23 protein-coding genes and 1 pseudogene are annotated in these 22340 nt (G+C 65.5%); 11 read left to right on the top strand and 13 right to left on the bottom strand.

The window, feature by feature from the left end; genetic code table 11:
* The first annotated feature begins 2 nt into the window (after positions 1-2).
* Genes livM through ACIP21_RS10950 form a run of 3 tightly spaced genes read left to right on the top strand, consistent with a single transcriptional unit; the run spans position 3 to position 2889 of the window.
* On the top strand, positions 3-1304 hold the full coding sequence (livM, locus tag ACIP21_RS10960; RefSeq protein WP_400687278.1) for a high-affinity branched-chain amino acid ABC transporter permease LivM: 1302 nt from the start codon (positions 3-5) through the stop codon (positions 1302-1304).
* Positions 1301-2176 carry an ABC transporter ATP-binding protein gene (locus ACIP21_RS10955; protein WP_400687277.1) on the top strand — a complete coding sequence of 292 codons (876 nt, stop codon included), beginning with the start codon at positions 1301-1303 and terminating at the stop codon, positions 2174-2176. The genes livM and ACIP21_RS10955 overlap by 4 nt, the downstream gene beginning before the upstream one ends.
* On the top strand, positions 2173-2889 hold the full coding sequence (locus ACIP21_RS10950) for an ABC transporter ATP-binding protein (protein WP_400687275.1): 717 nt from the start codon (positions 2173-2175) through the stop codon (positions 2887-2889). The genes ACIP21_RS10955 and ACIP21_RS10950 overlap by 4 nt, the downstream gene beginning before the upstream one ends.
* Positions 2890-3066: 177 nt before the next feature.
* Here ACIP21_RS10950 and ACIP21_RS10945 read toward each other — a convergent pair whose 3' ends face one another.
* A complete protein-coding gene (locus tag ACIP21_RS10945) occupies positions 3067-3441 on the bottom strand; it encodes a hypothetical protein (protein ID WP_400687273.1) in 375 nt (124 codons plus the stop codon).
* A gap of 41 nt (positions 3442-3482) precedes the next feature.
* Here ACIP21_RS10945 and ACIP21_RS10940 point away from each other — a divergent pair, with 41 nt between their 5' ends.
* A complete protein-coding gene (locus tag ACIP21_RS10940; protein ID WP_400687271.1) occupies positions 3483-4250 on the top strand; it encodes an SDR family oxidoreductase in 768 nt (255 codons plus the stop codon).
* 86 nt (positions 4251-4336) lie between these two features.
* Here the strand turns inward: ACIP21_RS10940 and ACIP21_RS10935 are convergent, their stop codons facing one another.
* The 3 genes from ACIP21_RS10935 to ACIP21_RS10925 all read right to left on the bottom strand — a co-directional run bounded on the left by ACIP21_RS10935 (position 4337) and on the right by ACIP21_RS10925 (position 6862).
* Positions 4337-5434 (bottom strand): AGE family epimerase/isomerase, encoded by a 1098-nt coding sequence (locus ACIP21_RS10935; RefSeq protein WP_400687269.1) that lies wholly within the window; start codon positions 5432-5434, stop codon positions 4337-4339.
* A 175-nt stretch (positions 5435-5609) separates the two neighbouring features.
* Positions 5610-6242 carry a TetR family transcriptional regulator gene (locus ACIP21_RS10930; protein WP_400687267.1) on the bottom strand — a complete coding sequence of 211 codons (633 nt, stop codon included), beginning with the start codon at positions 6240-6242 and terminating at the stop codon, positions 5610-5612.
* A gap of 122 nt (positions 6243-6364) precedes the next feature.
* Positions 6365-6862 (bottom strand): phage infection protein, encoded by a 498-nt coding sequence (locus tag ACIP21_RS10925; RefSeq protein ID WP_400687266.1) that lies wholly within the window; start codon positions 6860-6862, stop codon positions 6365-6367.
* Between the two features lie 341 nt (positions 6863-7203).
* Here ACIP21_RS10925 and ACIP21_RS10920 point away from each other — a divergent pair, with 341 nt between their 5' ends.
* Positions 7204-9270: an AsmA family protein gene (locus ACIP21_RS10920; protein WP_400687264.1), complete on the top strand. Its 2067-nt coding sequence runs from the start codon at positions 7204-7206 to the stop codon at positions 9268-9270.
* A gap of 112 nt (positions 9271-9382) precedes the next feature.
* Here the strand turns inward: ACIP21_RS10920 and ACIP21_RS10915 are convergent, their stop codons facing one another.
* Positions 9383-9913, bottom strand: a complete 531-nt coding sequence (locus ACIP21_RS10915; RefSeq protein ID WP_400687262.1) for a bacterioferritin — start codon at positions 9911-9913, stop codon at positions 9383-9385.
* Positions 9914-9958: 45 nt separating this feature from the next.
* Complete coding sequence (osmE, locus tag ACIP21_RS10910) at positions 9959-10300, bottom strand: osmotically-inducible lipoprotein OsmE (protein ID WP_400687260.1); 342 nt, start codon at positions 10298-10300, stop codon at positions 9959-9961.
* A 124-nt stretch (positions 10301-10424) separates the two neighbouring features.
* Between osmE and ACIP21_RS10905 the strand changes: the two genes are divergently transcribed.
* Complete coding sequence (locus tag ACIP21_RS10905; RefSeq protein ID WP_400687259.1) at positions 10425-11315, top strand: alpha/beta fold hydrolase; 891 nt, start codon at positions 10425-10427, stop codon at positions 11313-11315.
* Here the strand turns inward: ACIP21_RS10905 and ACIP21_RS10900 are convergent.
* Positions 11312-12184, bottom strand: a complete 873-nt coding sequence (locus ACIP21_RS10900; RefSeq protein ID WP_400687257.1) for a DMT family transporter — start codon at positions 12182-12184, stop codon at positions 11312-11314. The genes ACIP21_RS10905 and ACIP21_RS10900 overlap by 4 nt on opposite strands.
* Before the next feature lie 160 nt (positions 12185-12344).
* Between ACIP21_RS10900 and ACIP21_RS10895 the strand changes: the two genes are divergently transcribed.
* The 3 genes from ACIP21_RS10895 (at position 12345) to ACIP21_RS10885 (ending at position 14557) form a co-directional block, all read left to right on the top strand.
* On the top strand, positions 12345-13133 hold the full coding sequence (locus ACIP21_RS10895; RefSeq protein WP_400687255.1) for an AraC family transcriptional regulator: 789 nt from the start codon (positions 12345-12347) through the stop codon (positions 13131-13133).
* A gap of 62 nt (positions 13134-13195) precedes the next feature.
* On the top strand, positions 13196-13480 hold the full coding sequence (locus ACIP21_RS10890) for a PsiF family protein (protein ID WP_400687253.1): 285 nt from the start codon (positions 13196-13198) through the stop codon (positions 13478-13480).
* A 69-nt stretch (positions 13481-13549) separates the two neighbouring features.
* Positions 13550-14557, top strand: a complete 1008-nt coding sequence (locus tag ACIP21_RS10885) for an AI-2E family transporter (protein ID WP_400687251.1) — start codon at positions 13550-13552, stop codon at positions 14555-14557.
* Positions 14558-14685: 128 nt separating this feature from the next.
* Here ACIP21_RS10885 and ACIP21_RS10880 read toward each other — a convergent pair whose 3' ends face one another.
* Positions 14686-15957 (bottom strand): Hsp70 family protein, encoded by a 1272-nt coding sequence (locus tag ACIP21_RS10880; protein ID WP_400687249.1) that lies wholly within the window; start codon positions 15955-15957, stop codon positions 14686-14688.
* Between the two features lie 163 nt (positions 15958-16120).
* Here ACIP21_RS10880 and cbpA point away from each other — a divergent pair, with 163 nt between their 5' ends.
* Together cbpA and ACIP21_RS10870 are read left to right on the top strand one after the other, a co-directional pair.
* Positions 16121-17089: a curved DNA-binding protein gene (cbpA, locus tag ACIP21_RS10875; RefSeq protein WP_400687247.1), complete on the top strand. Its 969-nt coding sequence runs from the start codon at positions 16121-16123 to the stop codon at positions 17087-17089.
* A 2-nt stretch (positions 17090-17091) separates the two neighbouring features.
* A complete protein-coding gene (locus ACIP21_RS10870; protein ID WP_400687245.1) occupies positions 17092-17397 on the top strand; it encodes a chaperone modulator CbpM in 306 nt (101 codons plus the stop codon).
* A gap of 126 nt (positions 17398-17523) precedes the next feature.
* Here ACIP21_RS10870 and ACIP21_RS10865 read toward each other — a convergent pair whose 3' ends face one another.
* From ACIP21_RS10865 to urtB, 5 genes and pseudogenes are all read right to left on the bottom strand, one after another.
* Positions 17524-18039: a GNAT family N-acetyltransferase gene (locus tag ACIP21_RS10865; RefSeq protein WP_400687243.1), complete on the bottom strand. Its 516-nt coding sequence runs from the start codon at positions 18037-18039 to the stop codon at positions 17524-17526.
* A 31-nt stretch (positions 18040-18070) separates the two neighbouring features.
* Positions 18071-18769: an urea ABC transporter ATP-binding subunit UrtE gene (gene urtE / locus ACIP21_RS10860; protein WP_400687241.1), complete on the bottom strand. Its 699-nt coding sequence runs from the start codon at positions 18767-18769 to the stop codon at positions 18071-18073.
* A gap of 86 nt (positions 18770-18855) precedes the next feature.
* Positions 18856-19713 (bottom strand): urea ABC transporter ATP-binding protein UrtD, encoded by an 858-nt coding sequence (gene urtD / locus ACIP21_RS10855; protein ID WP_400687239.1) that lies wholly within the window; start codon positions 19711-19713, stop codon positions 18856-18858.
* Positions 19710-20789: pseudogene (gene urtC, locus ACIP21_RS10850) on the bottom strand (urea ABC transporter permease subunit UrtC). The gene urtD and the pseudogene urtC overlap by 4 nt, the downstream one beginning before the upstream one ends.
* Positions 20789-22276, bottom strand: a complete 1488-nt coding sequence (urtB, locus tag ACIP21_RS10845) for an urea ABC transporter permease subunit UrtB (RefSeq protein ID WP_400687237.1) — start codon at positions 22274-22276, stop codon at positions 20789-20791. Before urtB ends, urtC begins: the two are co-directional and overlap by 1 nt.
* Between the last annotated feature and the right edge of the window lie 64 nt (positions 22277-22340).

The following is a 22340-nucleotide window of genomic DNA, read 5'->3' as shown; positions in this document are numbered from 1 at the left end:
ACATGTCGATTGCCAAGATTGCTTCTGCCTCCGAAACCCAGGGTTTCGATATCAAACGCAGCCTGCTGGAGACCATCGTCGCCGGCCTGCTGGCGCTCATCGTGTTCGGCCCGATCGTCGGCGTGGTGCTCGACGGCTACACCTTCAACGCCGAACCGCGGCGGGTGGCGTGGCTGGTCGGCGCGGTGATGCTCGGGCGCTTCCTGCTCAGCCTGTACGTGCAGACCGCCGCCGGCCGGCGCATGCTCGAAGGCTTCGACAGTGGCGGCTCGGGCGTGCACGTCAACGCGCCGGACTACAAGTCGCGCCTGCGCTACATCATCCCGGCGCTGGTGGTGATTGCCATCGTCTTCCCGATCTTCGCCAACAAGTACCTGCTGACCGTGGTCATCCTCGGGCTGATCTACGTGCTGCTGGGCCTGGGCCTGAACATCGTGGTCGGCCTGGCCGGGTTGCTCGACCTGGGTTACGTGGCGTTCTACGCCATCGGCGCCTATGGCCTGGCGCTGGGCTACCAGTACCTGGGCCTGGGTTTCTGGACCGTGCTGCCACTGGCGGCCATCGCTGCGGCGCTGGCGGGGTGCATCCTCGGCTTCCCGGTGTTGCGCATGCACGGTGACTACCTGGCGATCGTGACCCTGGGCTTCGGCGAGATCATCCGCCTGGTGCTGAACAACTGGCTGTCGTTCACCGGCGGGCCGAATGGCATGCCGGCACCGTCGCCGACCTTCTTCGGCCTGGAGTTCGGCCGCCGGGCCAAGGATGGCGGGGTGCCGATCCACGAGTTCTTCGGCTTCGATTACAACGCCAACCTCAAGTTCGTGTTCATCTACGCCGTGCTGTTCCTGGTGGTGCTGGCGGTGCTGTACATCAAGCACCGGCTCACCCGCATGCCGGTCGGCCGCGCCTGGGAAGCGCTGCGCGAGGACGAGATCGCCTGCCGTTCGATGGGCCTGAACCACGTGCTGGTGAAACTCTCGGCGTTCACCCTGGGCGCCTCCACCGCGGGCCTGGCAGGGGTGTTCTTCGCCACCTACCAGGGCTTCGTCAACCCGTCGTCGTTCACCTTCTTCGAGTCGGCGCTGATCCTCGCCATCGTCGTGCTCGGCGGCATGGGCTCGACGGTCGGCGTGGTGATCGCGGCCTTCGTGCTGACCGTGGCCCCGGAGTTGCTGCGCAGCTTCTCGGAGTACCGCGTGCTGCTGTTCGGCGTGCTGATGGTGCTGATGATGATCTGGCGCCCGCGCGGCCTGATCCGCATCAGCCGTACCGGTGTGACCCCGCGTAAAGGAGTGGCGCCATGAGCGACGAAATCATTCTCTCGGTCGACAACCTGATGATGCAGTTCGGCGGCATCAAGGCGCTCAGCGACGTCAGCCTGAAGGTCAAGCGCAACCAGATCTTCGCCCTGATCGGCCCCAACGGCGCCGGCAAGACCACCGTGTTCAACTGCCTGACCGGTTTCTACAAGGCCAGCGGCGGGCGTATCGAGCTGAACGTGCGCGGCAGCCAGACCAACGTCATCCAGTTGCTCGGCGAGCGTTTCCAGGCGGCGGACTTCGTGTCGCCGGCGCGCTTCGCCAGCCGCCTGTACTACAAGATGTTCGGCGGCACCCACCTGGTCAACCGCGCCGGCCTGGCGCGGACCTTCCAGAACATTCGCCTGTTCAAGGAAATGTCGGTGGTGGAAAACCTGCTGGTGGCCCAGCACATGTGGGTCAACCGCAACCTGCTGGCCGGGGTGCTCAACACCAAGGCTTTCCGCAAGGCCGAGAGCGAAGCCCTGGACCATGCCTTCTACTGGCTGGAGGTGGTCGACCTGGTCGACTGCGCCAACCGCCTGGCGGGTGAGCTTTCATACGGCCAGCAGCGCCGCCTGGAGATCGCCCGGGCCATGTGCACGCGGCCGAAGATCATCTGCCTGGACGAGCCGGCCGCCGGCCTCAACCCGCAGGAGACCGAGGCCCTGAGCCGCATGATCCGCGTGCTGCGCGACGAGCACGACATCACCGTGGTGCTGATCGAGCACGACATGGGCATGGTCATGAGCATTTCCGATCACATCGTCGTGCTCGACCATGGCAACGTGATCGCCGAAGGCGCCCCGCAGGACATCCGCCACAACCCGACGGTGATCGCCGCCTACCTGGGTGCCGACGAAGAGGAACTGGTATGAGTGCACCGATTCTCGAACTGCAGGACCTGGACGTGTTCTACGGGCCGATCCAGGCGCTGAAAAAGGTGTCGATGCACATCGACGAGGGCGAGACGGTGAGCCTGATCGGCGCCAACGGCGCCGGCAAGTCGACCCTGCTGATGTCGATCTTCGGCCAGCCGCGGGCGGCAGCGGGGCATATCGTCTACCGTGGCACCGACATCACCCGCAAGTCGTCCCACTACATCGCCTCCAACGGCATCGCCCAGTCGCCGGAGGGGCGCCGGGTGTTCCCAGACATGACCGTCGAGGAGAACCTGATGATGGGCACCATCCCCATCGGCGACAAGTACGCCGCCGAGGACATGCAGCGCATGTTCGAGCTGTTCCCGCGCCTGCAGGAGCGGCGCAACCAGCGGGCCATGACCATGTCCGGCGGCGAGCAGCAGATGCTGGCCATCGCCCGCGCGCTGATGAGCCGGCCGAAGCTGCTGTTGCTGGACGAGCCGTCGCTGGGGCTGGCGCCGATCGTGGTCAAGCAGATCTTCGCCACCCTGCGCGAGCTGGCCAAAACCGGGATGACCATCTTCCTCGTGGAGCAGAACGCCAACCATGCCTTGAAGCTCTCGGACCGGGCCTACGTGATGGTCAACGGGCAGATCCGCATGAGCGGGACGGGGCAGGAACTGCTGGTCAACGAAGAGGTAAGAAACGCCTACCTGGGCGGGCATTGAGTTGTGCTCCGGGCTGCGCAGCAGCCCCATCCTCGATGTGGACAACTTGTCGCATATCTTTCTAGAGGTTCTCTACGATCCCCACGCAAGCCCTTGTTTCCACAGGCTGAATCTTTTCCACGATTAATGTGGAACCGCCTGTGGAAAACATGGTGGCACCTCGCTCAAACCCTTTATTCATGAGGGCTGCAAGGCGTTGTTCGTTTTTTGACCATATGCGCTTTGTGGATGATTTTCCCAGGTTTTTTTGCCCGATTGCAGCAGCGCATGTGGCGCTTCAATAGCTGTGGATAACTCTGTGGGAAACCCTTGGACAGACCGCTGCAGGCGGCATCCTTGAAAGCCTTGCGCCATCACCGAAAGATATCCACCGACCGCATTGCGCTGAAAGGGTTCCGCGCAGTGGACAAGTTGCCCCCAATCCGTGGGGAAAGCCTTGTGGATAACATGCGCATAGCTGGCGCCGAGCCCTCTGTGGCAAGGGTTTGCGGCATATGAACAAAAAATGAACAGCGGCCCGAATGACTTGCTGCCCGCGCCCGGGGCGGGCATGCTGCGAACCTGCCATGACCACCCACCGTGAGGAACAGAGCATGACGTCCACCGTATTCATCACTGGCGCGACTTCCGGGTTTGGCGAGGCCACTGCCCGTCGCTTCGCCGAGGCCGGCTGGAAGCTGGTGCTCACCGGCCGGCGCAAGGAGCGCCTGGACGCCCTGTGCGCCGAGCTGTCGGCGCAGACCGAGGTGCACGGCCTGGTCGTCGACGTGCGTGACCGCCAGGCCATGGAACAGGCCATCGCCAGCCTGCCGGCCGGTTTCGACAAGTTGCGCGGGCTGGTCAACAACGCAGGCCTGGCGCTGGGCGTGGACGCAGCGCAGAACTGCAGCCTGGACGACTGGGAAACCATGGTCGACACCAACATCAAGGGCCTGATGTACACCACCCGCCTGCTGCTGCCGCGCCTGATCGCCCACGGCCGTGGCGCGTCGATCCTCAACGTGGGTTCGGTGGCGGGCAACTACCCGTATCCGGGCAGCAACGTGTACGGCGGCACCAAGGCCTTCGTCGGCCAGTTCTCGCTGAGCCTGCGCTGCGACCTGCGGGGCACTGGCGTGCGGGTGAGCAACATCGAGCCGGGCCTGTGCGAGAGCGAGTTCTCGCTGGTGCGCCACGGCGGTGACCAGGCCAAGTACGACGCCACCTACGCCGGCGCCGAGCCGATCCAGCCGCAGGACATCGCCGAGACCATCTTCTGGATCCTCAACCAGCCGGCGCACATCAACATCAACAGCCTCGAGCTGATGCCGGTGCGCCAGGACTTCGCGGGGCTGTCGATCGACCGTTCCAGCAAGGGCTGATTCGAGGGCCCTTTCGCGGGTGAACCCGCTCCCACAGGGATTGCGCTGCCTTGGCAGCTGTGGGAGCGGGTTCACCCGCGAATGCGTCAGGCCAGGCGCTGCAGACCTTCCAGGCAAGTCGCCAGGTGATAGGGCGTAGTCGAAGGCATGTCATGCCGGCTCACATTCCCCTGGCCATCCCGGCACTCATACCAGCCGCCTTCATGCAGGAACTGCCGTTCCATCGCCTGCAATTGGGTCAGGAGCTTCTCTTCCGAGCCCGATCGCAACACCAGCGCCCGCAGATACTCCGCCTGCGCCCACACCCGCTGGGTCGCATCGAGCAGCGTGCCGTCCACATCGAGCATCGCCAGCACCGCCCCGGCTTTCACCCCGCACTGCTCGGCATAGCCGAATGCCCGGTCGATGGACGCATGCAGCGGTGTCCCGCGCAGCAACGGCGAGGTTTCAAGCAGGTAGAACCATTCGAACTGATGCCCCGGCTCGAACCAGTTATCCACAGTGCCCCGGGGTTTTTCCAGCATCAGCCCATGCTGCGGTTCGATGAACTGGGCCTGCAACGCCTCGCACAGCTGCAACAGTGACTTCTGAACGTGCTCGTCTTCGCGCACCGCCAGTACTTGCAGGAAGGCTTCCGCCAGGTGCATCTGCGGGTTCTGCAGCGGGCCACTGCCAAGGTCGGCCCAGTCTTCGCCGAGGCTGGCCTCGTACAGGCCGTCATCGCGGGCGAACTGTTCGTCGACCACTTCCAGCGCGGCATTCAGCGTGGCCTCGACCAGCCCCTCGCCGACCTTGCCCCAGTAATGTGCGCAGGCAAAGACGATGAAGGCGTGGGTGTAGAGATCCTTGCGCCGGTCCAGCGGCTTGCCGCTGGCGTCGATGCTGTAGAACCAGCCGCCGTGCTCGGCATCGTGGAAGTGCTTCTGCAGCGAGCGGAACAAAGCCGCGGCCCGCTCGGCCGCACCAGGCTGTTCGATGCGGCTGCTGAACAGGTAGAGCTGGCGGGCGCAGGCCATGGCCCGGTAGCGCTGCACCGGCAGGGGACGGTGCTGTGCGTCCAGGGCCTCGTAGGGCAGGGCGAGTTCGGCGTTCCAGCCCGGGCCTTGCCACAGCGGGACGATACGGTCGGCGAAGTGCTGGTTGAAGCGGACCAGTTCCGGCGGGGTGGGGCGGGGGTTGGGCATGTGGGCGCTCGTCGCTTTCGGGCAGGGCGCCATGGTAGCAGAACTGGGTTTGCGGTTGCCTGTGGTGGCCTCTTCGCGGGTGAACCCGCTCCCACAGTTACTGCAGCGCCCTCAGGTCCGGTGCGGTCCCTGTGGGAGCGGGTTTACCCGCGAAGAGGCCGGTACAGGAGAGTTATCAGCCCGGGTTGCCCAACCCTTGCCAGTGCCGCGCGCCGACGAAGATGAAGCGCAGCTGCTGGGTGATCTTTTCCTGGGCACTCAGTGCCTGTGGATAACCCGGCTCGGGGCTGTCGATCAGCTCGGGCAAGGTGGCGAACACAGTCTTCACCACCAGGTCGGCCATCACCGCCAGCGCCGCACCGTCCAGGTGCTTCCAGCGCTTCATCCGCGCCAGGTCGGTGGCCAGGTCGTCGCTGATGTCCTGGCGCAGGCGGGCGATGGCCTGGCGCACGGGCTGCGAACCGCCGTACTGCTCGCGGGCGAGGAACAGGAACTGGGCACGGTGGGCGGCGACCACGTCGAGAAAGATGCGCACCGAGGCATCGGTGATGCCGCCGAGCTCGAACTCGTTGTGCCGCACCAGGCGGATGGTCTGGCGGAAGGTGGTGTCGATCTCGGCCACCAGGGCCAGGCCGAGGGCATCCATGTCGGTGAAGTGGCGGTAGAAACCGGTGGGCACGATGCCAGCGGCCTTGGCCACTTCGCGCAGGCTGATGCTGCCGAAGCCACGGCCACTCTCCATGAGCAGGCAGGCAGCGTCCAGCAGGGCCTGGCGGGTCTGTAGCTTCTGTTCGGCGCGCGGCAGCATGGGGCGGGATTCTGTGACGTTGAGGCTGGGCACTCTAGATAAAAAAACGAAGCCCGGTCAATGGACCGGGCTTGGAGGGGAGCAGGCGTTGTGCTGTAGGTTGTTCTTTTCGGCCATGGCGATCAGCTCACGCGGCTGATTTCGACCAGGCGATCCGAGCCACCTTCAGCGACGCGGCCAGTACGTTCGATCAGACGGTCCGAGCCACCTTCGGCGACGCGGCCAGTGCGTTCGATCAGACGGTCCGAGCCACCTTCGGCAACGCGGCCAGTACGTTCGATCAGACGATCCGAGCCACCTTCGGCAACGCGGCCAGTGCGTTCGATCAGACGATCCGAGCCACCTTCGGCAACGCGGCCGGTGCGTTCGATCAGACGGTCCGAGCCACCTTCAGCGACGCGGCCAGTACGTTCGATCAGGCGATCCGAGCCACCTTCGGCGACGCGGCCAGTACGTTCGATCAAGCGATCCGAGCCACCTTCGGCAACGGTCTTCAGCGGTTGGGCGACTTCAGCGGCGCTGGAGCGCGATTCGGCAGTCAGGTGCTGTTCGGCTGCCGGCAGGGCGAAGGCATTGGCGGCGACGATGGACAGGGTCAGGGTCAGCAGGGTGCGTTTCATGATTCGGTGCTCCTCTCGGGGGCTGGAAAGTGGGTACGGAGCCAATGCTACGCTCGGCACCGCCAGAGAGAAGTTCATACGGGTAATGGTAACAATCGACCGTATTGATAGCGCTTCGGGATGGCTCTACTGCAGTATTTTCGAAGCGCATGAAGGCTCTTTGCTAGCACCAATTCCGAGTGCCGGGGCGGCCCATGCAAGCCTGGAATTCGAGAAAAGTCGCAAAAAAAACTTCGCTATGATGGGCTTCACCGATAAAACCCCGCAGGTTTTCATCAGTCCCAGATACTAAGTGCCATCGCTATGCCCGCTTCGTGCCATGTCGTCAGGAGAACCACGCAATGACGCGTCCCGCCAGAATCCTCGTCTGGACCCTATCCACCCTGCTGACCGTGCTGGCCATCCTGGTGGTGGTGATCGCCACCTTCGACTGGAACCGCGTCAAGCCGCTGCTCAACGACAAGGTCTCCGAGGCCCTGCACCGCCCGTTCGCAATCAACGGCAACCTTGCCGTGCAGTGGCGCACCGAGCCGGAGGAGGGCGGCTGGCGCGCCTGGGTGCCGTGGCCGCACTTCATCGCCGAAGACCTGACCCTGGGCAACCCCGAGTGGCTGAAGGAGCCGCAGATGGTCGGCCTGGAGCGTGTGGAATTCCGCCTGGCGCCGCTGCCGCTGCTGTTCCAGCAGATCAGCATCCCGCGCATCGACCTGACCAAGCCTAACGCGAGCCTCACCCGGCTTGCCGACGGCCGCGCCAACTGGACGTTCGACTTCGGCCCCAAGGATGAAAACGCCGAGCCCTCCAAGTGGCAGCTGGATATCGGCGCCATCGGTTTCGACCAGGGCAATGTCAGCTTCGACGACCAGACCCTGAAAACCAGCATGAAGGTGCAGGTCGACCCGCTGGGCAAGCCGATCCCGTTCAGCGACATCGTCGGCAAGGCCAGCGCGGAAAAGGCCGGCGGGGCCCAGGACTATGCCTTCGGCTTCAAGGCCCAGGGCCGCTACAAGGGCCAGCCGGTGTCCGGCACCGGCAAGATTGGCGGCCTGCTGGCGCTGCAGGACGCCAAGCAGCCGTTCCCGTTGCAGGCCGACGTGCGGATTGCCGACACCCACGTGGTGCTCGCCGGGACCCTCACCGACCCACGCAATCTCGGCGCCCTCGACCTGCGCCTGCGCTTGTCGGGTGCCAGCCTGGGCAACCTCTATCCGCTGACGGGCGTGACCCTGCCCGACACCCCGGCCTATTCCACCGACGGCCGTCTGCGCGCCAACCTGCATGCGCCTGAAGGCGCGACCTTCCGCTATGAGGGCTTCAACGGCAAGATCGGCAACAGCGACATCCACGGCGACCTGGCCTTCGTCGCCAGCCAGCCGCGGCCCAGACTCAGTGGCAACCTGGTGTCCAACCAGTTGCTGTTCAAGGACCTTGCGCCGTTGATCGGTGCCGACTCCAACGCCGAGCAGAAGGCCCGCGGCGGCGCCAGCAAGCAGCCGGCGAACAAGGTGCTGCCGGTGGAGGAATTCCGCACCGAACGCTGGCGTGCCATGGATGCCGACGTCACCTTTGCCGGCAAGCGCATCGTCCACAGCGAGAAGCTGCCGTTCAACGACCTCTCGGCCCACGTGATCCTCGACGACGGCCTGCTGCGCCTGGAGCCGCTGCGTTTCGGCGTGGCCGGCGGCAGCCTGGCCAGCAACATCCGCCTGGACGGGCGCAACGTGCCGCTGCAAGGCCGTGCCCAGTTGACCGCGCGCGGCTTCAAGCTCAAGCAGCTGTTCCCCGGCTTCGCACCGATGCAGACCAGCTTTGGCGAGCTCAACGGCGACGCCGACATCAGTGGTCGCGGCAACTCGGTGGCAGCGTTGCTGGGCACCGCCAACGGCAACCTGCGCATGCTGATCAACGATGGCGCCATCAGCCGCAGCCTGATGGAGATCGCCGGGCTCAACGTGGGCAACTACGTGGTCGGCAAGCTGTTTGGCGACGAGGACGTGAAGATCAATTGCGCGGCGGCGGACGTGGGGATCAAGGATGGGCTGGCGAGCACGCGCTTGTTCATCTTCGATACCGAGAACGCGATCATCTACATCGACGGCACGGCCAACTTTGCCAGTGAGCAGCTGGATTTGAAGATCACCCCGGAGTCGAAAGGGCTGCGGCTGTTCTCGCTGCGTTCGCCGCTGTACGTGCGCGGGCCGTTCGCCGAGCCGAGCGCGGGCGTACAGGCGGTGCCTCTGGCGTTGCGGGGGGCGGGGATGGTGGCGTTGGGGGTGGTCGTGGGGCCGGCGGCGGGGTTGCTGGCGCTGGTGGCACCGAGCAGTGGCGATCAGCCTAACCAGTGCACGCCGTTGCTGGAGCAGATGAAAGCCGGCAAGGCGCCGGCTGCGGTTAAAAGTCGGAAATAGTATTGGGGCCGCTTTGCGGCCCTTTCGCGAGCAAGGCTCGCTCCTACGGGCAATGCGATCCCCCGTAGGAGCGAGCCTTGCTCGCGAAAGGGCCGCAAAGCGCCCCCACCAATCACAACCCCTGAAGCAAATCGGACATATCGTCCGCGTGCTCTTCTTCCTGCGCCAGAATCTCCTCGAACATGCGCCGCGTAGTCGGATCTTTATCGCCAATGTACTGAATGATCTCGCGATAGCTGTCGATGGCGATCCGCTCCGCCACCAAATCCTCCAGCACCATCTCCTTCAGCGAACTCCCCGCCACATACTGGGCATGGGAATTCTTGCTCAGGTTGTCAGGGTTGAAATCCGGCTCGCCCCCCAGCTGCACGATCCGCTCGGCCAGCTTGTCGGCATGTTCGGCTTCCTGGTTGGCATGCTCCAGGAACTCGCTGGCCGCCACGCTGGCCTTGATCCCGCTGGCCATGAAGTAGTGGCGCTTGTAGCGCAGCACGCAGACCAGCTCGGTGGCCAGGGATTCGTTCAGCAGGCGCAGGATCTCCTGGCGGTCGGCGTGGTAACCCTCGGTCACCGCGCCTTGCTCGACGTGCTGGCGGGCACGTTTGCGCAGGGTTTGCACATCGGTCAGTTCAACGTTGCTCATGATGCTCTCCAAACAGGGGTCAGGACGCAGGTGTGACTTGCAGGTTCAGGCGCCGTGGGCGGCTTGGCTGTCCTCTTCGCGTTGCTTGCAGGTCTTGAAGCCTTTGGCATCGACATGCCCGGTGGCGTCGAAGCGCACGTAGTAGGGCTGCTGGTGGCCGTCGCGGTTGAGGATGTAGTCGTTGCAGGTGCCCCCGTGCGGCAGGTCGATGGCGTTGGACGGGCTACCACCGATGGCGATCACCTTCTGCATGGTCATGCCGTTCTGCACCTCCCTGACCAGCGGCTCGTTGCGGTAGGTGACATGGTCCACCGGGTTTTCCGGGTGGCTGCTGCAGGCCGCCAGGGTGGCGCCGGCCAGAAGGACTGCCAGGGTCTGCTTGAACATGGTTCCGCTCCTTGCACAGGGTCTGTTCTGGGTTGGAACAACGCAGCGCGTCGGGAGTTCGATTGCGATGGTCATCGAAGCGGCGCTAGTGTTGGCCGATCGTCCACGGAAGAGGGCTCACGCCATGCAGCAGGATCTGGCCACGCGATACCCGTTGGTGCTGGTGCCGGGCATGCTCGGTTTTGTTCGAGTGCTGTTCTATCCGTACTGGTTCGGCATTGTCCGGGCCTTGCGCAAGGGCGGCGTGCAGGTGTTTCCGGTGCAGGTTTCGCCACTGCATGGCAGCGAAGTGCGCGGCGAGCAGTTGCTGCTGATCATCGAGGACATCTGCCGGCGCACCGGTGCCGAGAAGGTCAACCTGATCGGCCATAGCCAGGGCGCCTTGAGCGCACGTTACGCGGCGGCCAGACGGCCGGAGCGGGTGGCCTCGGTGACCTCGGTGGCGGGCCCCAACCACGGTTCGGAGCTGGCCGATCACCTGGAACGCACCGCGCCCGGCGACTCACCCCAGGGGCGGATCCTCAAGGCCATCCTGCATGGCCTGGCGCTGTTGCTGGTGTGGCTGGAAACCGGCTGGCGCCGCGAGCCGCTGCCGGTCGACGTGCACGCCTCGCACCAGTCCCTGACCAGCGCCGGGGTGGCGCTGTTCAACCAGGCTTATCCACAGGGGCTGCCCGACACCTGGGGCGGGGAAGGGGCGTATGAGGTCAACGGCGTGCGCTACTACTCCTGGTCAGGCACCTTGCAGCCGGGCCTGACCGACCAGGGGCGCAACCGCTTCGACGGCAGCAACCGCTTCTGCCGCCTGTTCGCGCGCAGCTTCGTCAAGGAGAAGGGCCAGTGCGACGGCATGGTCGGGCGCTTCAGCTCGCACCTGGGCCAGGTGATCGGCGACGACTATCCGCTGGATCACCTGGACATCGTCAACCAGTCCCTTGGCGCTGTGGGCAAGGGCGCCGAGCCTGTGCGGTTGTTCACCGAGCATGCCGCGCGGCTGCGGACGGCCGGGCTCTAGCGGCGTACCGGGGTGGTCCAGCGCTCGGCCAGGATGACCCCGGCCAGGGTCAGCAGACCGCCGACCAGGTGGTAGCTGGCCAGTTGCTCGTCCAGCACCCCGGCGGCAATCAGCGCAGTGACCAGCGGCAGCAGGTTGAAGAACAGCGTCGTGCGGCTTGGCCCCAGGCGGTGCACGGCCTGCATCCACAGCAGCGGGGCGATCATCGAGGCCAGCACGCAGGCGTACAGCACCAGGCCGATATTGTGGCCGTTCAGGCCGGTCTTGTCCGAGAGCAGGAACAACGGCAGCAGCACCAGGATGGCCATCAGCACTTGCAGGTACAGCAACTGCAGCGGCGGCAGGCGCAGCTGCCATTTCTTCAGCAGGAAGCTGTACAGCGCGTAGGCCAGGGTGGCCACCAGCATCAGCAGGTCGCCGCTGTTCAGGCCCTGTTCCAGGAGGATGCCCGGCTGGCCGGCACTGACCACCTCCAGCACGCCGAAGAACGACACCAGCGCCCCCGCCAGCGCCCCGTAGCTCAGGCGCTGGCCAAGCCAGGCGATCGACAGGGCCAGCGACATCAGTGGCATGAGCGAGAGGATGATGCCCATGTTGGTGGCGCTGGTGATGCTGGCGGCGAAGTAGGCCAGGCTCTGGTACACGGCCATGCCGAGGATGCCGAGCACGGCCACCTTGCCCAGTTGCGGGCGGATCGCCGCCCGGTTGCGCCACACGGCCGGCAGCAGGAACGGGGTGAACAGCAGGCCGGCCAGCAGCCAGCGGTAGAAGCCGATCTCGGCAGGGTGGATGGCACCGGCGGAAAGCTTGGTGACCACGGTATTGCCGGCCCAGATGAGGATGGCGGTGAGGGGGAACAGGTAGTTCATGGAGCGGCTACTCGGGTTGCTGGAAGAGGGCCGCTTCGCGGCCTTCGCGGGTGAACCCGCGATGGGCTGCAAAGCAGCCCCTGGATAGGCGGCCATTATCGGTTGTCTGTCCACAAGCCTATACTTGCATCCAGACAACCTGCCCCACAAAGCAGACAGCATGCCGCGCAAATACCTCGACATCCCCCAGTTCACCCAGCTCCCGGCCCCGGTGTACTTCCGCCACGACGAGTTCGGCGCCGACACCCACAGCGCCCTGCACCGCCACGCCTGGGGCCAGCTCAACTACGCCGCCAACGGCGTGATGCAGCTGGACGTCGCCGGCCAGCGCTTCCTCTCGCCGCCGCACTACGCCGTGTGGATCCCCCCAGGCACCGAGCACAGCTGCTACAACCCCCAGGCCATCGTCTACCGCTCGATCTACCTCGACCGCAGCCTCTGCGCGGCGCTGCCGGCCGAACCCTGCAGCCTGGTGATCAGCGACATCCTCAAGGCCATCCTCGGCGACTTCGCCCGCCGCGACCTGCGGGTAGCCCAGGACGAACGCGACCTGCGCCTGGTGCAGGTACTGCTCGACCAGCTGCTGCTGGCGCCGACCCAGACCTGCTACCTGCCCTTCGCCCACAGCGACGGTTTGCGCCAGGTGCTCGACGCCCTGGCCGCCGAACCCGGCGACAACCGCCCGCTGGCCGACTGGGCGGCGCGGGTGCATGTCAGTGAGCGCACCCTGGCCCGGCAGTTCCTGCGCGAACTGGGCATCAGCTTCGGCGAGTGGCGCCTGCGCCTGCGTTTTCTACGCGCCATCGAGGCGCTGGAAGCCGGCCTGCCGATCCAGTCGATCGCCTTCGACCTCGGCTACAGCAGCGCCTCGGCGTTCATCGCCATGTTTCAGCGCCAGGCCCGCTGCACCCCGGAGCAGTACCGGCGGCAGGCCCGGCATGGGCGCTAGGAATTGTTGTCTACACTTGGCCTGACCCCGTGCATCGGGCGCCCAAACCAGGAGACCACTCCATGAAGATGCTGCACGTGCCACTGCTGGCGCTGGCTGTGCTGTTCAGCGCGCAAGGATTCGCCGCGACTCCCCAACAGGAAAAGATGAAGACCTGCAACGCCGACGCCACCGCCAAGGCCCTCAAGGGCGATGAGCGCAAGGCGTTCATGAGCACCTGCCTGAAAAAGGACGCGCCCAGGACCCAACAGGACAAGATGAAGACCTGCAACGCCGACGCCACCAGCAAGGCGCTCAAGGGCGACGAGCGCAAGGCGTACATGAGCGACTGCCTGAAGAACAAGTGAACCGCCCTATGCCTGTGTCCTGAAGGCTGGCAGACTGCGGGTCTTCCCGCTGTCTGCCGTCGAGGCTGTATGACTTTCACCCCCCGTCAGATCACCCTGGCCAGCCTGATCATCGTCATGGCCGGCCTGCTCCTGGCCCTCCCGCTGAAACTGCTGCCCAGCCTGCTGGCCGGCCTGCTGGTGTTCGAGCTGGTGAACATGCTCACCCCGCGCCTGCAGCCGCTGATCGCCGGGCAGCGTGCGCGCTGGCTGGCGGTGGCGTTGCTGGGGGTGCTGGTGGTCAGCGTGCTGACCCTGCTGATTGCCGGTGCGTTCAGCTTCCTGCTGCACGAGGCCGAGAACCCCGGGGCCTCGCTGGACAAGTTCATGGTCCTGGTCGAACGCGCCCGCAGCCAGCTGCCGCCGTTCATCGAAGCCTACCTGCCGGCCAGCGCGGCGGAGTTCAAGGTGGCCATCGGCGACTGGATCAAGAGCCACCTCAGCGACCTGCAACTGGTGGGCAAGGGCATGGCGCACATGTTCGTGACGCTGCTGATCGGCATGATCCTCGGCGCCATCATCGCCTTGCAGCGCATCCCCGACATTTCCCGGCGCAAGCCCCTGGCAGCGGCGTTGTTCGAGCGCCTGAACCTGCTGGTGCAGGCGTTTCGCAACATCGTCTTCGCGCAGATCAAGATCTCGCTGCTCAACACCCTGTTCACCGGCATCTTCCTGGCCGTGGTGATGCCGCTGTTCGGCGTGCACCTGCCGCTGACCAAGACCCTGATCGTGCTGACCTTCCTGCTCGGGCTGCTGCCGGTGATCGGCAACCTGATGTCCAACACCCTGATCACCATCGTCGGCATGTCTTTGTCGATCTGGGTGGCGGCGGCGGCGCTGGGTTATCTGATCGTGATCCACAAGGTCGAGTACTTCCTCAACGCCAAGATCGTCGGTGGGCAGATCAGCGCCAAGGCCTGGGAGCTGTTGCTGGCAATGCTGGTGTTCGAGGCGGCCTTCGGGTTGCCGGGGGTGGTGGCGGGGCCGGTGTATTACGCCTATCTGAAGAGTGAGCTGCGGCGGGCCGAGCTGGTGTGATTAACCTGTACCGGCCTCTTCGCGGGTAAACCCGCTCCCACAGGGACCTCACAATTTTCGAGATATGTGAGATCCCTGTGGGAGCGGGTTTACCCGCGAAGAGGCCGGTTCAGGTTATCAGAAAGTGATCAGGCCGCGCCGTAGCGCTTGCGCGCTTCGATGGCCAGCCCGCTGCCGATGCTGCCGAAGATGTTGCCTTCCACATGCCGCGCATTGGGCAGCATCGCCGCCACGCTGTTGCGCAGCGCCGGGATCCCGCTGGAACCACCGGTGAAGAACACCGTATCGACCTGGTCCGCGCCCACCCCGGCCTTGACCAGCAACTCGCTCACGCTGCCCCGCACCCGCTCCAGCAGGCCCTCGATGGCCTCCTCGAACAGCACACGGGTCAGGTCCACGCCCAGGTCGCGCTCCACGCGGCCGAGGTCGACACGGCGGCTGACCTGCTCGGTCAGCTCGATCTTGCTGGCTTCCACTTCCATCGCCAGCCAATGCCCGGCACGCTCTTCGATCAGCTTGAACAGCCGATCGATGCCGAGGGTGTCCTCGATGTCATAGCGCATGCTGCCCAGGGCCAACTGCGACTTCTGCGAGTACAGGGCATTGATGGTGTGCCAGGTGGCCAGGTTCAGGTGGTAGCTGGTGGGCATCAGCGCGCCGCTCTTCATCCGGCTGCCGTAGCCGAACAGCGGCATCACGCCCTGCAGGCTCAGCTGCTTGTCGAAGTCGGTACCGCCGATGTGCACGCCGCCGGTGGCGAGAATGTCGCTCTGGCGCTCGGCCACCTGGTGGCGCTCGGGCGACAGGCGGATCAGGGTAAAGTCCGAGGTACCACCGCCGATATCGACGATGAGCACCAGCTCTTCACGGCTGATGCCCGACTCGTAGTCGAACGCTGCGGCAATCGGCTCGTACTGGAACGACACGTCCTTGAAACCGATCTTGCGCGCCACTTCGGCCAGGGTGTCCTCGGCCTCCTGGTCGGCGGCCGGGTCTTCGTCGACGAAGAACACCGGGCGGCCCAGCACCACCTGGTCGAACTCGCGACCGGCGGCCGCTTCACCGCGCTTTTTCAGCTCGCCGATGAACATGCCCAGCAGGTCCTTGAACGGCAGGGCACTGCCCAGCACGCTGGTGTCGTGCTTGATCAGCTTGGAGCCCAGCAGGCTCTTGAGCGAGCGCATCAGGCGGCCTTCGTAGCCTTCCAGGTATTCGTGCAGCGCCAGGCGGCCGTACACCGGGCGACGCTCCTCGATGTTGAAGAACACCACCGACGGCAGGGTGATCTTGCCGTCTTCCAGGGCAATCAGCGATTCCACGCCAGGGCGGTGCCAGCCGACCGTGGAGTTGGAGGTGCCGAAGTCGATGCCCAGGGCGCGGGCCGGGGATACGTCAGACATGGGAAAGGGCTTCCGGAGGCAAAACGGCCGCGCAGTTTATGCCAGTTGGCTACAGAATCAAGACCGATCGTCTGCCTCGAGGCAACCCCAAGCCAACCTTGAAAGGCTATGCTTGACCCTTATCTTCAGTTGCAACACGCACATTCACACTGGTGATCCATAGATGGACTTCAAAGACTACTACAAGATACTCGGCGTGGAGCCCACGGCGGACGACAAGGCGATCAAGGCCGCGTACCGCAAGCTGGCGCGCAAGTATCACCCTGACGTCAGCAAGGAGCGGGACGCCGAGGACAAGTTCAAGGAGGCCAACGAGGCCTACGAAGTGCTGGGCGATGCGCAGAAGCGCGCCGAGTTCGACGAAATCCGCAAGTACGGCGGCCAGCATGGCAGGCCGTTCCAGGCGCCACCGGGCTGGCAGAGCCGCGGCGGCGCGGGCGGCGCCGGCGGTGGTTTCGAAGGCGGCGACTTCTCCGACTTCTTCAGCTCGATCTTCGGCGCCCGTGGCGGCAACCCGTTCGGTGGTGGCGGCCGGCAACAACAACGCAGCGCCGGCAGGCGAGGGCAGGACGTGGAACTGGAACTGGCGATCTTCCTGGAAGAAACCCTGAGCAAGGAATCCAAGCAGATCAGCTTCCAGGTGCCGCAGACCAACGCGGCCGGCCAGCGCACCGGGTTCACCACCAAGACCCTGAACGTGAAGATCCCCGCCGGGGTCACCGACGGCGAACGCATCCGCCTCAAGGGCCAGGGCGCACCGGGTGTTGGCGGTGGCGCCAACGGCGACCTGTTCCTGACCGTGCGCATGGCACCTCACCCGCTGTTCGATGTCGAAGGCCATGACCTGATCATCACCGTGCCGCTGGCGCCGTGGGAAGCGGCCCTGGGCACCAAGGTGGCGGTGCCGACCCTGGACGGCAAGATCAACCTGACCATCCGTCCCGACAGCCAGAGCGGCCAGCGCCTGCGCGTGCCGGGCAAGGGTCTGGCGAACAAGCAAGGCGAGCGCGGCAACCTCTACGCGCAGCTGAAGGTGGTAATGCCGACAGCGTCCGACGCTGCTACCCGTGAACTGTGGACCAAGCTTTCCGAGAAGGCTGCGTTCGACCCGAGGACACACTGGAGTAAGTGATCATGAGCAGCACCCTGATCGTTCAACTGGACATGCGTACCCTGTGTCAGGAGGCCGATGTCACGGCCGACTGCGTGATCGAAATCGTCGAGCACGGCATCGTCGAACCTTCGGGGCGAACGCCGGAGGACTGGCTGTTCGACGATCAGGCGCCGTTCGTGACCAAGCGCGCGGCGAAGCTGCACCATGAGCTGGAACTGGAGTGGGAAGGGGTGGCGCTGGCGCTGGAGCTGTTGCAGGAAGTGCAGCAGCTGCGCAGTGAGAACAGCATGCTCAGGCAGCGGTTGGGGCGGTTTACCCAGATGTGAGGCTGCCTGTGCCGGCCTCTTCGCGGGTAAACCCGCTCCCACAGGTACTGCACAGGTCTCAAATCTTGTGCGATCCCTGTGGGAGCGGGTTTACCCGCGAAGAGGCCAGAACAGGCACCATGAATTTCAGCTTGGTGCTGCCCCCGGGTTCAAAACCAACTGCATGAAGGTCAAATCCAGCCAGCGCCCGAACTTCACCCCCACCTGCGGCATCTGCCCGGTGATCACGAAACCCAACCGTTCATGCAGGCGCACCGAGGCGGCATTGCCGCTCTCGATGGCCGCGACCATCACATGCTTGCCACAACTGCGCGCACGCTCGATCAGCGCCGCCATCAGCAGCGGCCCCAGGCCCTTGCCGCGCTGGTCACCGCGGACATACACCGAGTGCTCCACGGTCAGCCGGAAGCCTTCGAATGGCCGCCAGTCGCCAAACGAGGCATACCCCAGCACACCGGTTTCATCCACCGCCACCAGGATCGGATACCCCTGCTGCGCCCGGGCTTCGAACCAGGCCTGGCGGTTGCCCAGGTCCACCGGGGTTTCGTTCCAGATTGCCGTGGTGTTGCGCACGGCGTCGTTGTAGATGTCGAGGATGCCCGGCACGTCGGTGGGCAGGGCGTCGCGGATTTCATGACTCATGACAGCGTCTCGCAGGATCGTTGCTCGCAGATTAAATGGTTACCAGGCCGCGCACACCTTCGGCCTGCATGTTTTCACCACGGCCGCGCTGGATGATCTCGCCGCGGGCCATCACCAGGTACTGGTCGGCCAGCGCTTCGGCGAAGTCGTAGAACTGCTCGACCAGCAGGATCGCCATGTCGCCGCGTTCGGCCAGACGGCGGATCACCGCGCCGATTTCCTTGATCACCGAGGGCTGGATGCCTTCGGTCGGCTCGTCGAGGATCAGCAGGCGCGGGCGGCTGGCCAGGGCGCGGCCGATGGCCAGCTGTTGCTGCTGGCCGCCGGACAGGTCGCCGCCGCGGCGCTGTTTCATCTGCTCCAGCACCGGGAACAGTTCGTAGATGAATGCAGGCACTTCTCGCGCTTCGCGGGCGGGGAAGCGCGACAGGCCCATCAGCAGGTTTTCCTCGACGCTCAGGCGCGGGAAGATCTCCCGGCCCTGGGGCACGAAGGCGATGCCGGCGTGGACCCGCTGCTGGGGCTTGAGCGTGGTGATCGGCTTGCCTTCCCATTCGATATGGCCTTCGCGGGCCGGCACCAGGCCCATCAGGCAGCGCAGCAGGGTGGTCTTGCCCACGCCGTTGCGGCCCAGCAGGCAGGTGACTTCGCCGACCTTGGCTTCGAAGGACAGGCCGCGCAGGATGTGGCTGCCGCCGTAGTACTGGTGCAGGGTGTCGATTTTCAGCATGTTTGGTTCCTGACAGTTCTGCTTTGCCTGTACCGGCCCTTTCGCGGGTGAACCCGCTCCCACAGGGCCGGTGCAGGTTTCCTGGTCTAGCGGCCCAGATACACCTCGACCACCCGCTCATCCGCCTGTACCTGCTCAAGCGAACCCTCCGCCAGCACACTGCCCTGGTGCAGCACGGTGACATGGTCGGCAATGCTGCCGACAAAGCCCATGTCATGCTCCACCACCATCAGCGAGTGCTTGCCGGCCAGGCCCTTGAACAGCTCGGCGGTGAACGCGGTCTCGGCATCGGTCATGCCCGCCACCGGCTCGTCCAGCAACAGCAGCTGCGGCTCCTGCACCAGCAGCATGCCGATCTCCAGGAACTGCTTCTGCCCGTGGGACAACAGCCCCGCCTGGCGCTGGGCCAGGGGCAGCAGGCGCAGGGTGGTCAGCACTTCCTCGATGCGCTGGCGCTGTTCGCCACCCAGGCGCGCGGCCAGGCTGGCCCACACCGACTTGTCGGTCTTCAGCGCCAGCTCCAGGTTCTCGAACACCGTCAGGGCCTCGAATACCGTGGGCTTCTGGAACTTGCGGCCGATGCCGGCCTGGGCGATCTGGTATTCGCTCATGCGGGTCAGGTCGAGGGTGTCGCCGAAGAAGGCGCTGCCGGTGTCGGGGCGGGTCTTGCCGGTGATCACGTCCATCAGGGTGGTCTTGCCGGCGCCGTTGGGGCCGATGATGCAGCGCAGTTCGCCAACGCCGATGTACAGGTTCAGCGCGTTGAGCGCCTTGAAGCCGTCGAAGCTGACGCTGATGTCTTCCAGGCTCAGCACCGTGCCGTGGCGGGTGTCGAGCCCGGCCTTGCGGCGCTGGCCGAGGCCGATGGCCTCACGGCCGCTGCCGAGCGAGTCGAACACAGGTTCGAGCATGAATTCCGGGTGGACCGGGGGCACGCCTCTCATGGCTGGCTCCTTTTCTTCAACAGGCCGACCACGCCCTTGGGCAGGTACAGGGTGACGAGGATGAACAGCGCGCCGAGGAAGAACAGTCAGAACTCCGGGAAGGCCACGGTGAACCAGCTCTTCATGCCATTGACCAGGCCTGCGCCGAGCAGCGGGCCGATCAGCGTGCCGCGCCCGCCCAGGGCCACCCACACGGCGGCTTCGATGGAGTTGGTCGGCGACATCTCGCTGGGGTTGATGATGCCCACCTGGGGCACGTACAGCGCCCCGGCCAGGCCGCACAGCACGGCGCTGAGCACCCACACCAGCAGCTTGAAGCCGCGCGGGTCGTAGCCGCAGAACATCAGCCGGTTCTCGGCGTCGCGCACGGCGGTGAGCAGGCGGCCGAACTTGCTCTGGGTCAGGCGCCAGCACAGGTACAGGCTGGCCAGCAGCAGGCCGACGGTGAGCAGGAACAGCACCGCGCGAGTGCCCTGGGCGGCGATGTCGAAGCCGAGAATGGTGCGGAAGCTGGTGAAGCCGTTGTTGCCGCCAAAACCGGTTTCGTTGCGGAAGAACAGCAGCATGCCGGCGAAGGTCAGGGCCTGGGTCATGATCGAGAAGTACACGCCCTTGATCCGCGAACGAAAGGCGAACCAGCCGAACACCAGCGCCAGCAACCCCGGCGCCAGCACCACCAGGCACAGGGCCCAGGCGAAGTGCTGGGTGCCGGCCCAGTACCAGGGCAGCTCGCTCCACGAAAGGAAGGCCATGAACCCCGGCAGGCCGTCGCCGGCTGCCTGGCGCATCAGGTACATGCCCATGGCGTAGCCACCCAGGGCGAAGAACAGGCCGTGGCCCAGCGACAGCAACCCGGCGTACCCCCAGACCAGGTCCAGGGCCAGGGCGACGATGGCGTAGCAGAGGATCTTGCCGACCAGGGTCAGGGTGTAGGCCGACACGTGCAGCCAGTGGTCGACCGGCAGCAGCGACAACAGTGGCAGGGCCACCAGCAGCAGGACGGCGACGGCGCCGATGGCCAGCGACAGGCGCGGCCCGGCCTTTTGCGCGGCGGTGACAAGCAGTGGCTGGTTCATCAGTCGATTACCCGTCCCTTGAGGGCGAACAGGCCTTGCGGGCGCTTCTGGATGAACAGAATGATCAACGCAAGGATGAGGATCTTGCCGAGCACCGCGCCGATCTGCGGCTCCAGCAGCTTGTTGGCGATGCCAAGGCCGAAGGCTGCCCAGAGGCTGCCGGCCAGTTGCCCGACACCGCCGAGCACCACCACCAGGAACGAGTCGATGATGTAGCTCTGGCCCAGGTCAGGGCCGACGTTGCCGACCTGGCTCAGGGCCACGCCACCGAGCCCGGCGATGCCCGAGCCGAGGCCGAAGGCGAGCATGTCGACGCGCCCGGTGGCGACGCCGCAGCAGGCGGCCATGTTGCGGTTCTGGGTCACCGCGCGCACGTTCAGGCCCAGCCGCGTGCGGTTGAGCAGCAGCCAGGTGAGCAGCACCACGGCCAGGGCGAAGCCGATGATCACCAGGCGGTTGTACGGCAGCACCAGGTTGGGCAGCAGCTGGATGCCGCCGGACAACCACGCCGGATTGCTGACCTCGACGTTCTGCGCGCCGAACAGCAGGCGGATGGCCTGGATCAGCATCAGGCTGATGCCCCAGGTCGCCAGCAGGGTTTCCAGCGGGCGGCCATAGAGGTGGCGGATCACGGTGCGCTCCAGGGCCATGCCGACCCCGGCGCTGACGGCGAAGGCCACCGGCAGGGCGAGCAGCGGGTAGAACTCGATGGCGCCGGGGGCGTAGCGCTGCAGCAGCACCTGGACCATGTAGGTGCTGTAGGCGCCGAGCATCAGCATCTCGCCGTGGGCCATGTTGATCACCCCGAGCAGGCCGAAGGTGATCGCCAGGCCCAGCGCGGCCAGCAGCAGCACCGAGCCCAGCGACAGGCCGCTGAAGGCCTGGCCGAGCAGTTCGCCGACCAGCAGCTTGCGCTTGACCTGGGCCAGGCTGGTTTCGGCGGCGGTGCGCACGGCCGGGTCATTTTCGGCGTCGGGTTGCAGCAGCGCTTCGAGGCGGGTGCGGGCCAGCGGGTCGCCAGTCTCGCCGAGCAGACGAACCGCTGCCAGGCGCACGGCTGGCTCGCTGGCGCCCAGTTGCAGGTTGGCCAGGGCGAGGCCGAGGGCGGCGTGCACGGCGGGGTCCACTTCGAGGGCGAAGCGCCGGTCGAGGAAGGCCATCTGCGCCGGTTGTGCGCTCTTTTGCAGCTGTTGGGCGGCGGCCAGGCGGGTGGCGCTGTCGTCGCTGAGCAACTGGTGGCTGGCCAGGGCGTTGTCGATCAGGCCGCGCAGGCGGTTGTTCAGGCGCACTTTGCGCGTGTCATCGGCGGCGATGCGGCCTTGGCGCAGGTTGTCCAGCAGCGGCAGCCGCGCGGCATCGGGTTGCGCGGCCCAGCCTTCAAGCAGGCGCGCCTGTTCGGTGGGCTTGGCAGTCAGGAAGAATTCGCCCTCGCTGGCTTGAGTTGCCAAAGGCAAGAGCAGCAGCAGGGTGAGCAGGAGTCTGAGCATGCGGGTAATCCTGTAAATCGGCGGTGGATTCTTCGCGGGTAAACCCGCTCCCACAGGTTTGGTG

It is taken from the genome of Pseudomonas sp. NPDC089401 (genome assembly GCF_044749485.1).
GTDB lineage: Bacteria > Pseudomonadota > Gammaproteobacteria > Pseudomonadales > Pseudomonadaceae > Aquipseudomonas.
Note: the sequence above shows the minus strand (reverse complement) of the source record. Positions and strands in the feature narration are given on the sequence as shown.

What these genes read in the sequence shown, in the direction of transcription:
- livM (WP_400687278.1), top strand. Translation starts at nt 3, where the DNA reads ATGTCGATTGCCAAGATTGCTTCTGCCTCCGAAACCCAGGGTTTCGAT.
- ACIP21_RS10955 (WP_400687277.1), top strand. Translation starts at nt 1,301, where the DNA reads ATGAGCGACGAAATCATTCTCTCGGTCGACAACCTGATGATGCAGTTC.
- ACIP21_RS10950 (WP_400687275.1), top strand. Translation starts at nt 2,173, where the DNA reads ATGAGTGCACCGATTCTCGAACTGCAGGACCTGGACGTGTTCTACGGG.
- ACIP21_RS10945 (WP_400687273.1), bottom strand. Translation starts at nt 3,441, where the DNA reads ATGCCCGCCCCGGGCGCGGGCAGCAAGTCATTCGGGCCGCTGTTCATT.
- ACIP21_RS10940 (WP_400687271.1), top strand. Translation starts at nt 3,483, where the DNA reads ATGACGTCCACCGTATTCATCACTGGCGCGACTTCCGGGTTTGGCGAG.
- ACIP21_RS10935 (WP_400687269.1), bottom strand. Translation starts at nt 5,434, where the DNA reads ATGCCCAACCCCCGCCCCACCCCGCCGGAACTGGTCCGCTTCAACCAG.
- ACIP21_RS10930 (WP_400687267.1), bottom strand. Translation starts at nt 6,242, where the DNA reads ATGCTGCCGCGCGCCGAACAGAAGCTACAGACCCGCCAGGCCCTGCTG.
- ACIP21_RS10925 (WP_400687266.1), bottom strand. Translation starts at nt 6,862, where the DNA reads ATGAAACGCACCCTGCTGACCCTGACCCTGTCCATCGTCGCCGCCAAT.
- ACIP21_RS10920 (WP_400687264.1), top strand. Translation starts at nt 7,204, where the DNA reads ATGACGCGTCCCGCCAGAATCCTCGTCTGGACCCTATCCACCCTGCTG.
- ACIP21_RS10915 (WP_400687262.1), bottom strand. Translation starts at nt 9,913, where the DNA reads ATGAGCAACGTTGAACTGACCGATGTGCAAACCCTGCGCAAACGTGCC.
- osmE (WP_400687260.1), bottom strand. Translation starts at nt 10,300, where the DNA reads ATGTTCAAGCAGACCCTGGCAGTCCTTCTGGCCGGCGCCACCCTGGCG.
- ACIP21_RS10905 (WP_400687259.1), top strand. Translation starts at nt 10,425, where the DNA reads ATGCAGCAGGATCTGGCCACGCGATACCCGTTGGTGCTGGTGCCGGGC.
- ACIP21_RS10900 (WP_400687257.1), bottom strand. Translation starts at nt 12,184, where the DNA reads ATGAACTACCTGTTCCCCCTCACCGCCATCCTCATCTGGGCCGGCAAT.
- ACIP21_RS10895 (WP_400687255.1), top strand. Translation starts at nt 12,345, where the DNA reads ATGCCGCGCAAATACCTCGACATCCCCCAGTTCACCCAGCTCCCGGCC.
- ACIP21_RS10890 (WP_400687253.1), top strand. Translation starts at nt 13,196, where the DNA reads ATGAAGATGCTGCACGTGCCACTGCTGGCGCTGGCTGTGCTGTTCAGC.
- ACIP21_RS10885 (WP_400687251.1), top strand. Translation starts at nt 13,550, where the DNA reads ATGACTTTCACCCCCCGTCAGATCACCCTGGCCAGCCTGATCATCGTC.
- ACIP21_RS10880 (WP_400687249.1), bottom strand. Translation starts at nt 15,957, where the DNA reads ATGTCTGACGTATCCCCGGCCCGCGCCCTGGGCATCGACTTCGGCACC.
- cbpA (WP_400687247.1), top strand. Translation starts at nt 16,121, where the DNA reads ATGGACTTCAAAGACTACTACAAGATACTCGGCGTGGAGCCCACGGCG.
- ACIP21_RS10870 (WP_400687245.1), top strand. Translation starts at nt 17,092, where the DNA reads ATGAGCAGCACCCTGATCGTTCAACTGGACATGCGTACCCTGTGTCAG.
- ACIP21_RS10865 (WP_400687243.1), bottom strand. Translation starts at nt 18,039, where the DNA reads ATGAGTCATGAAATCCGCGACGCCCTGCCCACCGACGTGCCGGGCATC.
- urtE (WP_400687241.1), bottom strand. Translation starts at nt 18,769, where the DNA reads ATGCTGAAAATCGACACCCTGCACCAGTACTACGGCGGCAGCCACATC.
- urtD (WP_400687239.1), bottom strand. Translation starts at nt 19,713, where the DNA reads ATGAGAGGCGTGCCCCCGGTCCACCCGGAATTCATGCTCGAACCTGTG.
- urtB (WP_400687237.1), bottom strand. Translation starts at nt 22,276, where the DNA reads ATGCTCAGACTCCTGCTCACCCTGCTGCTGCTCTTGCCTTTGGCAACT.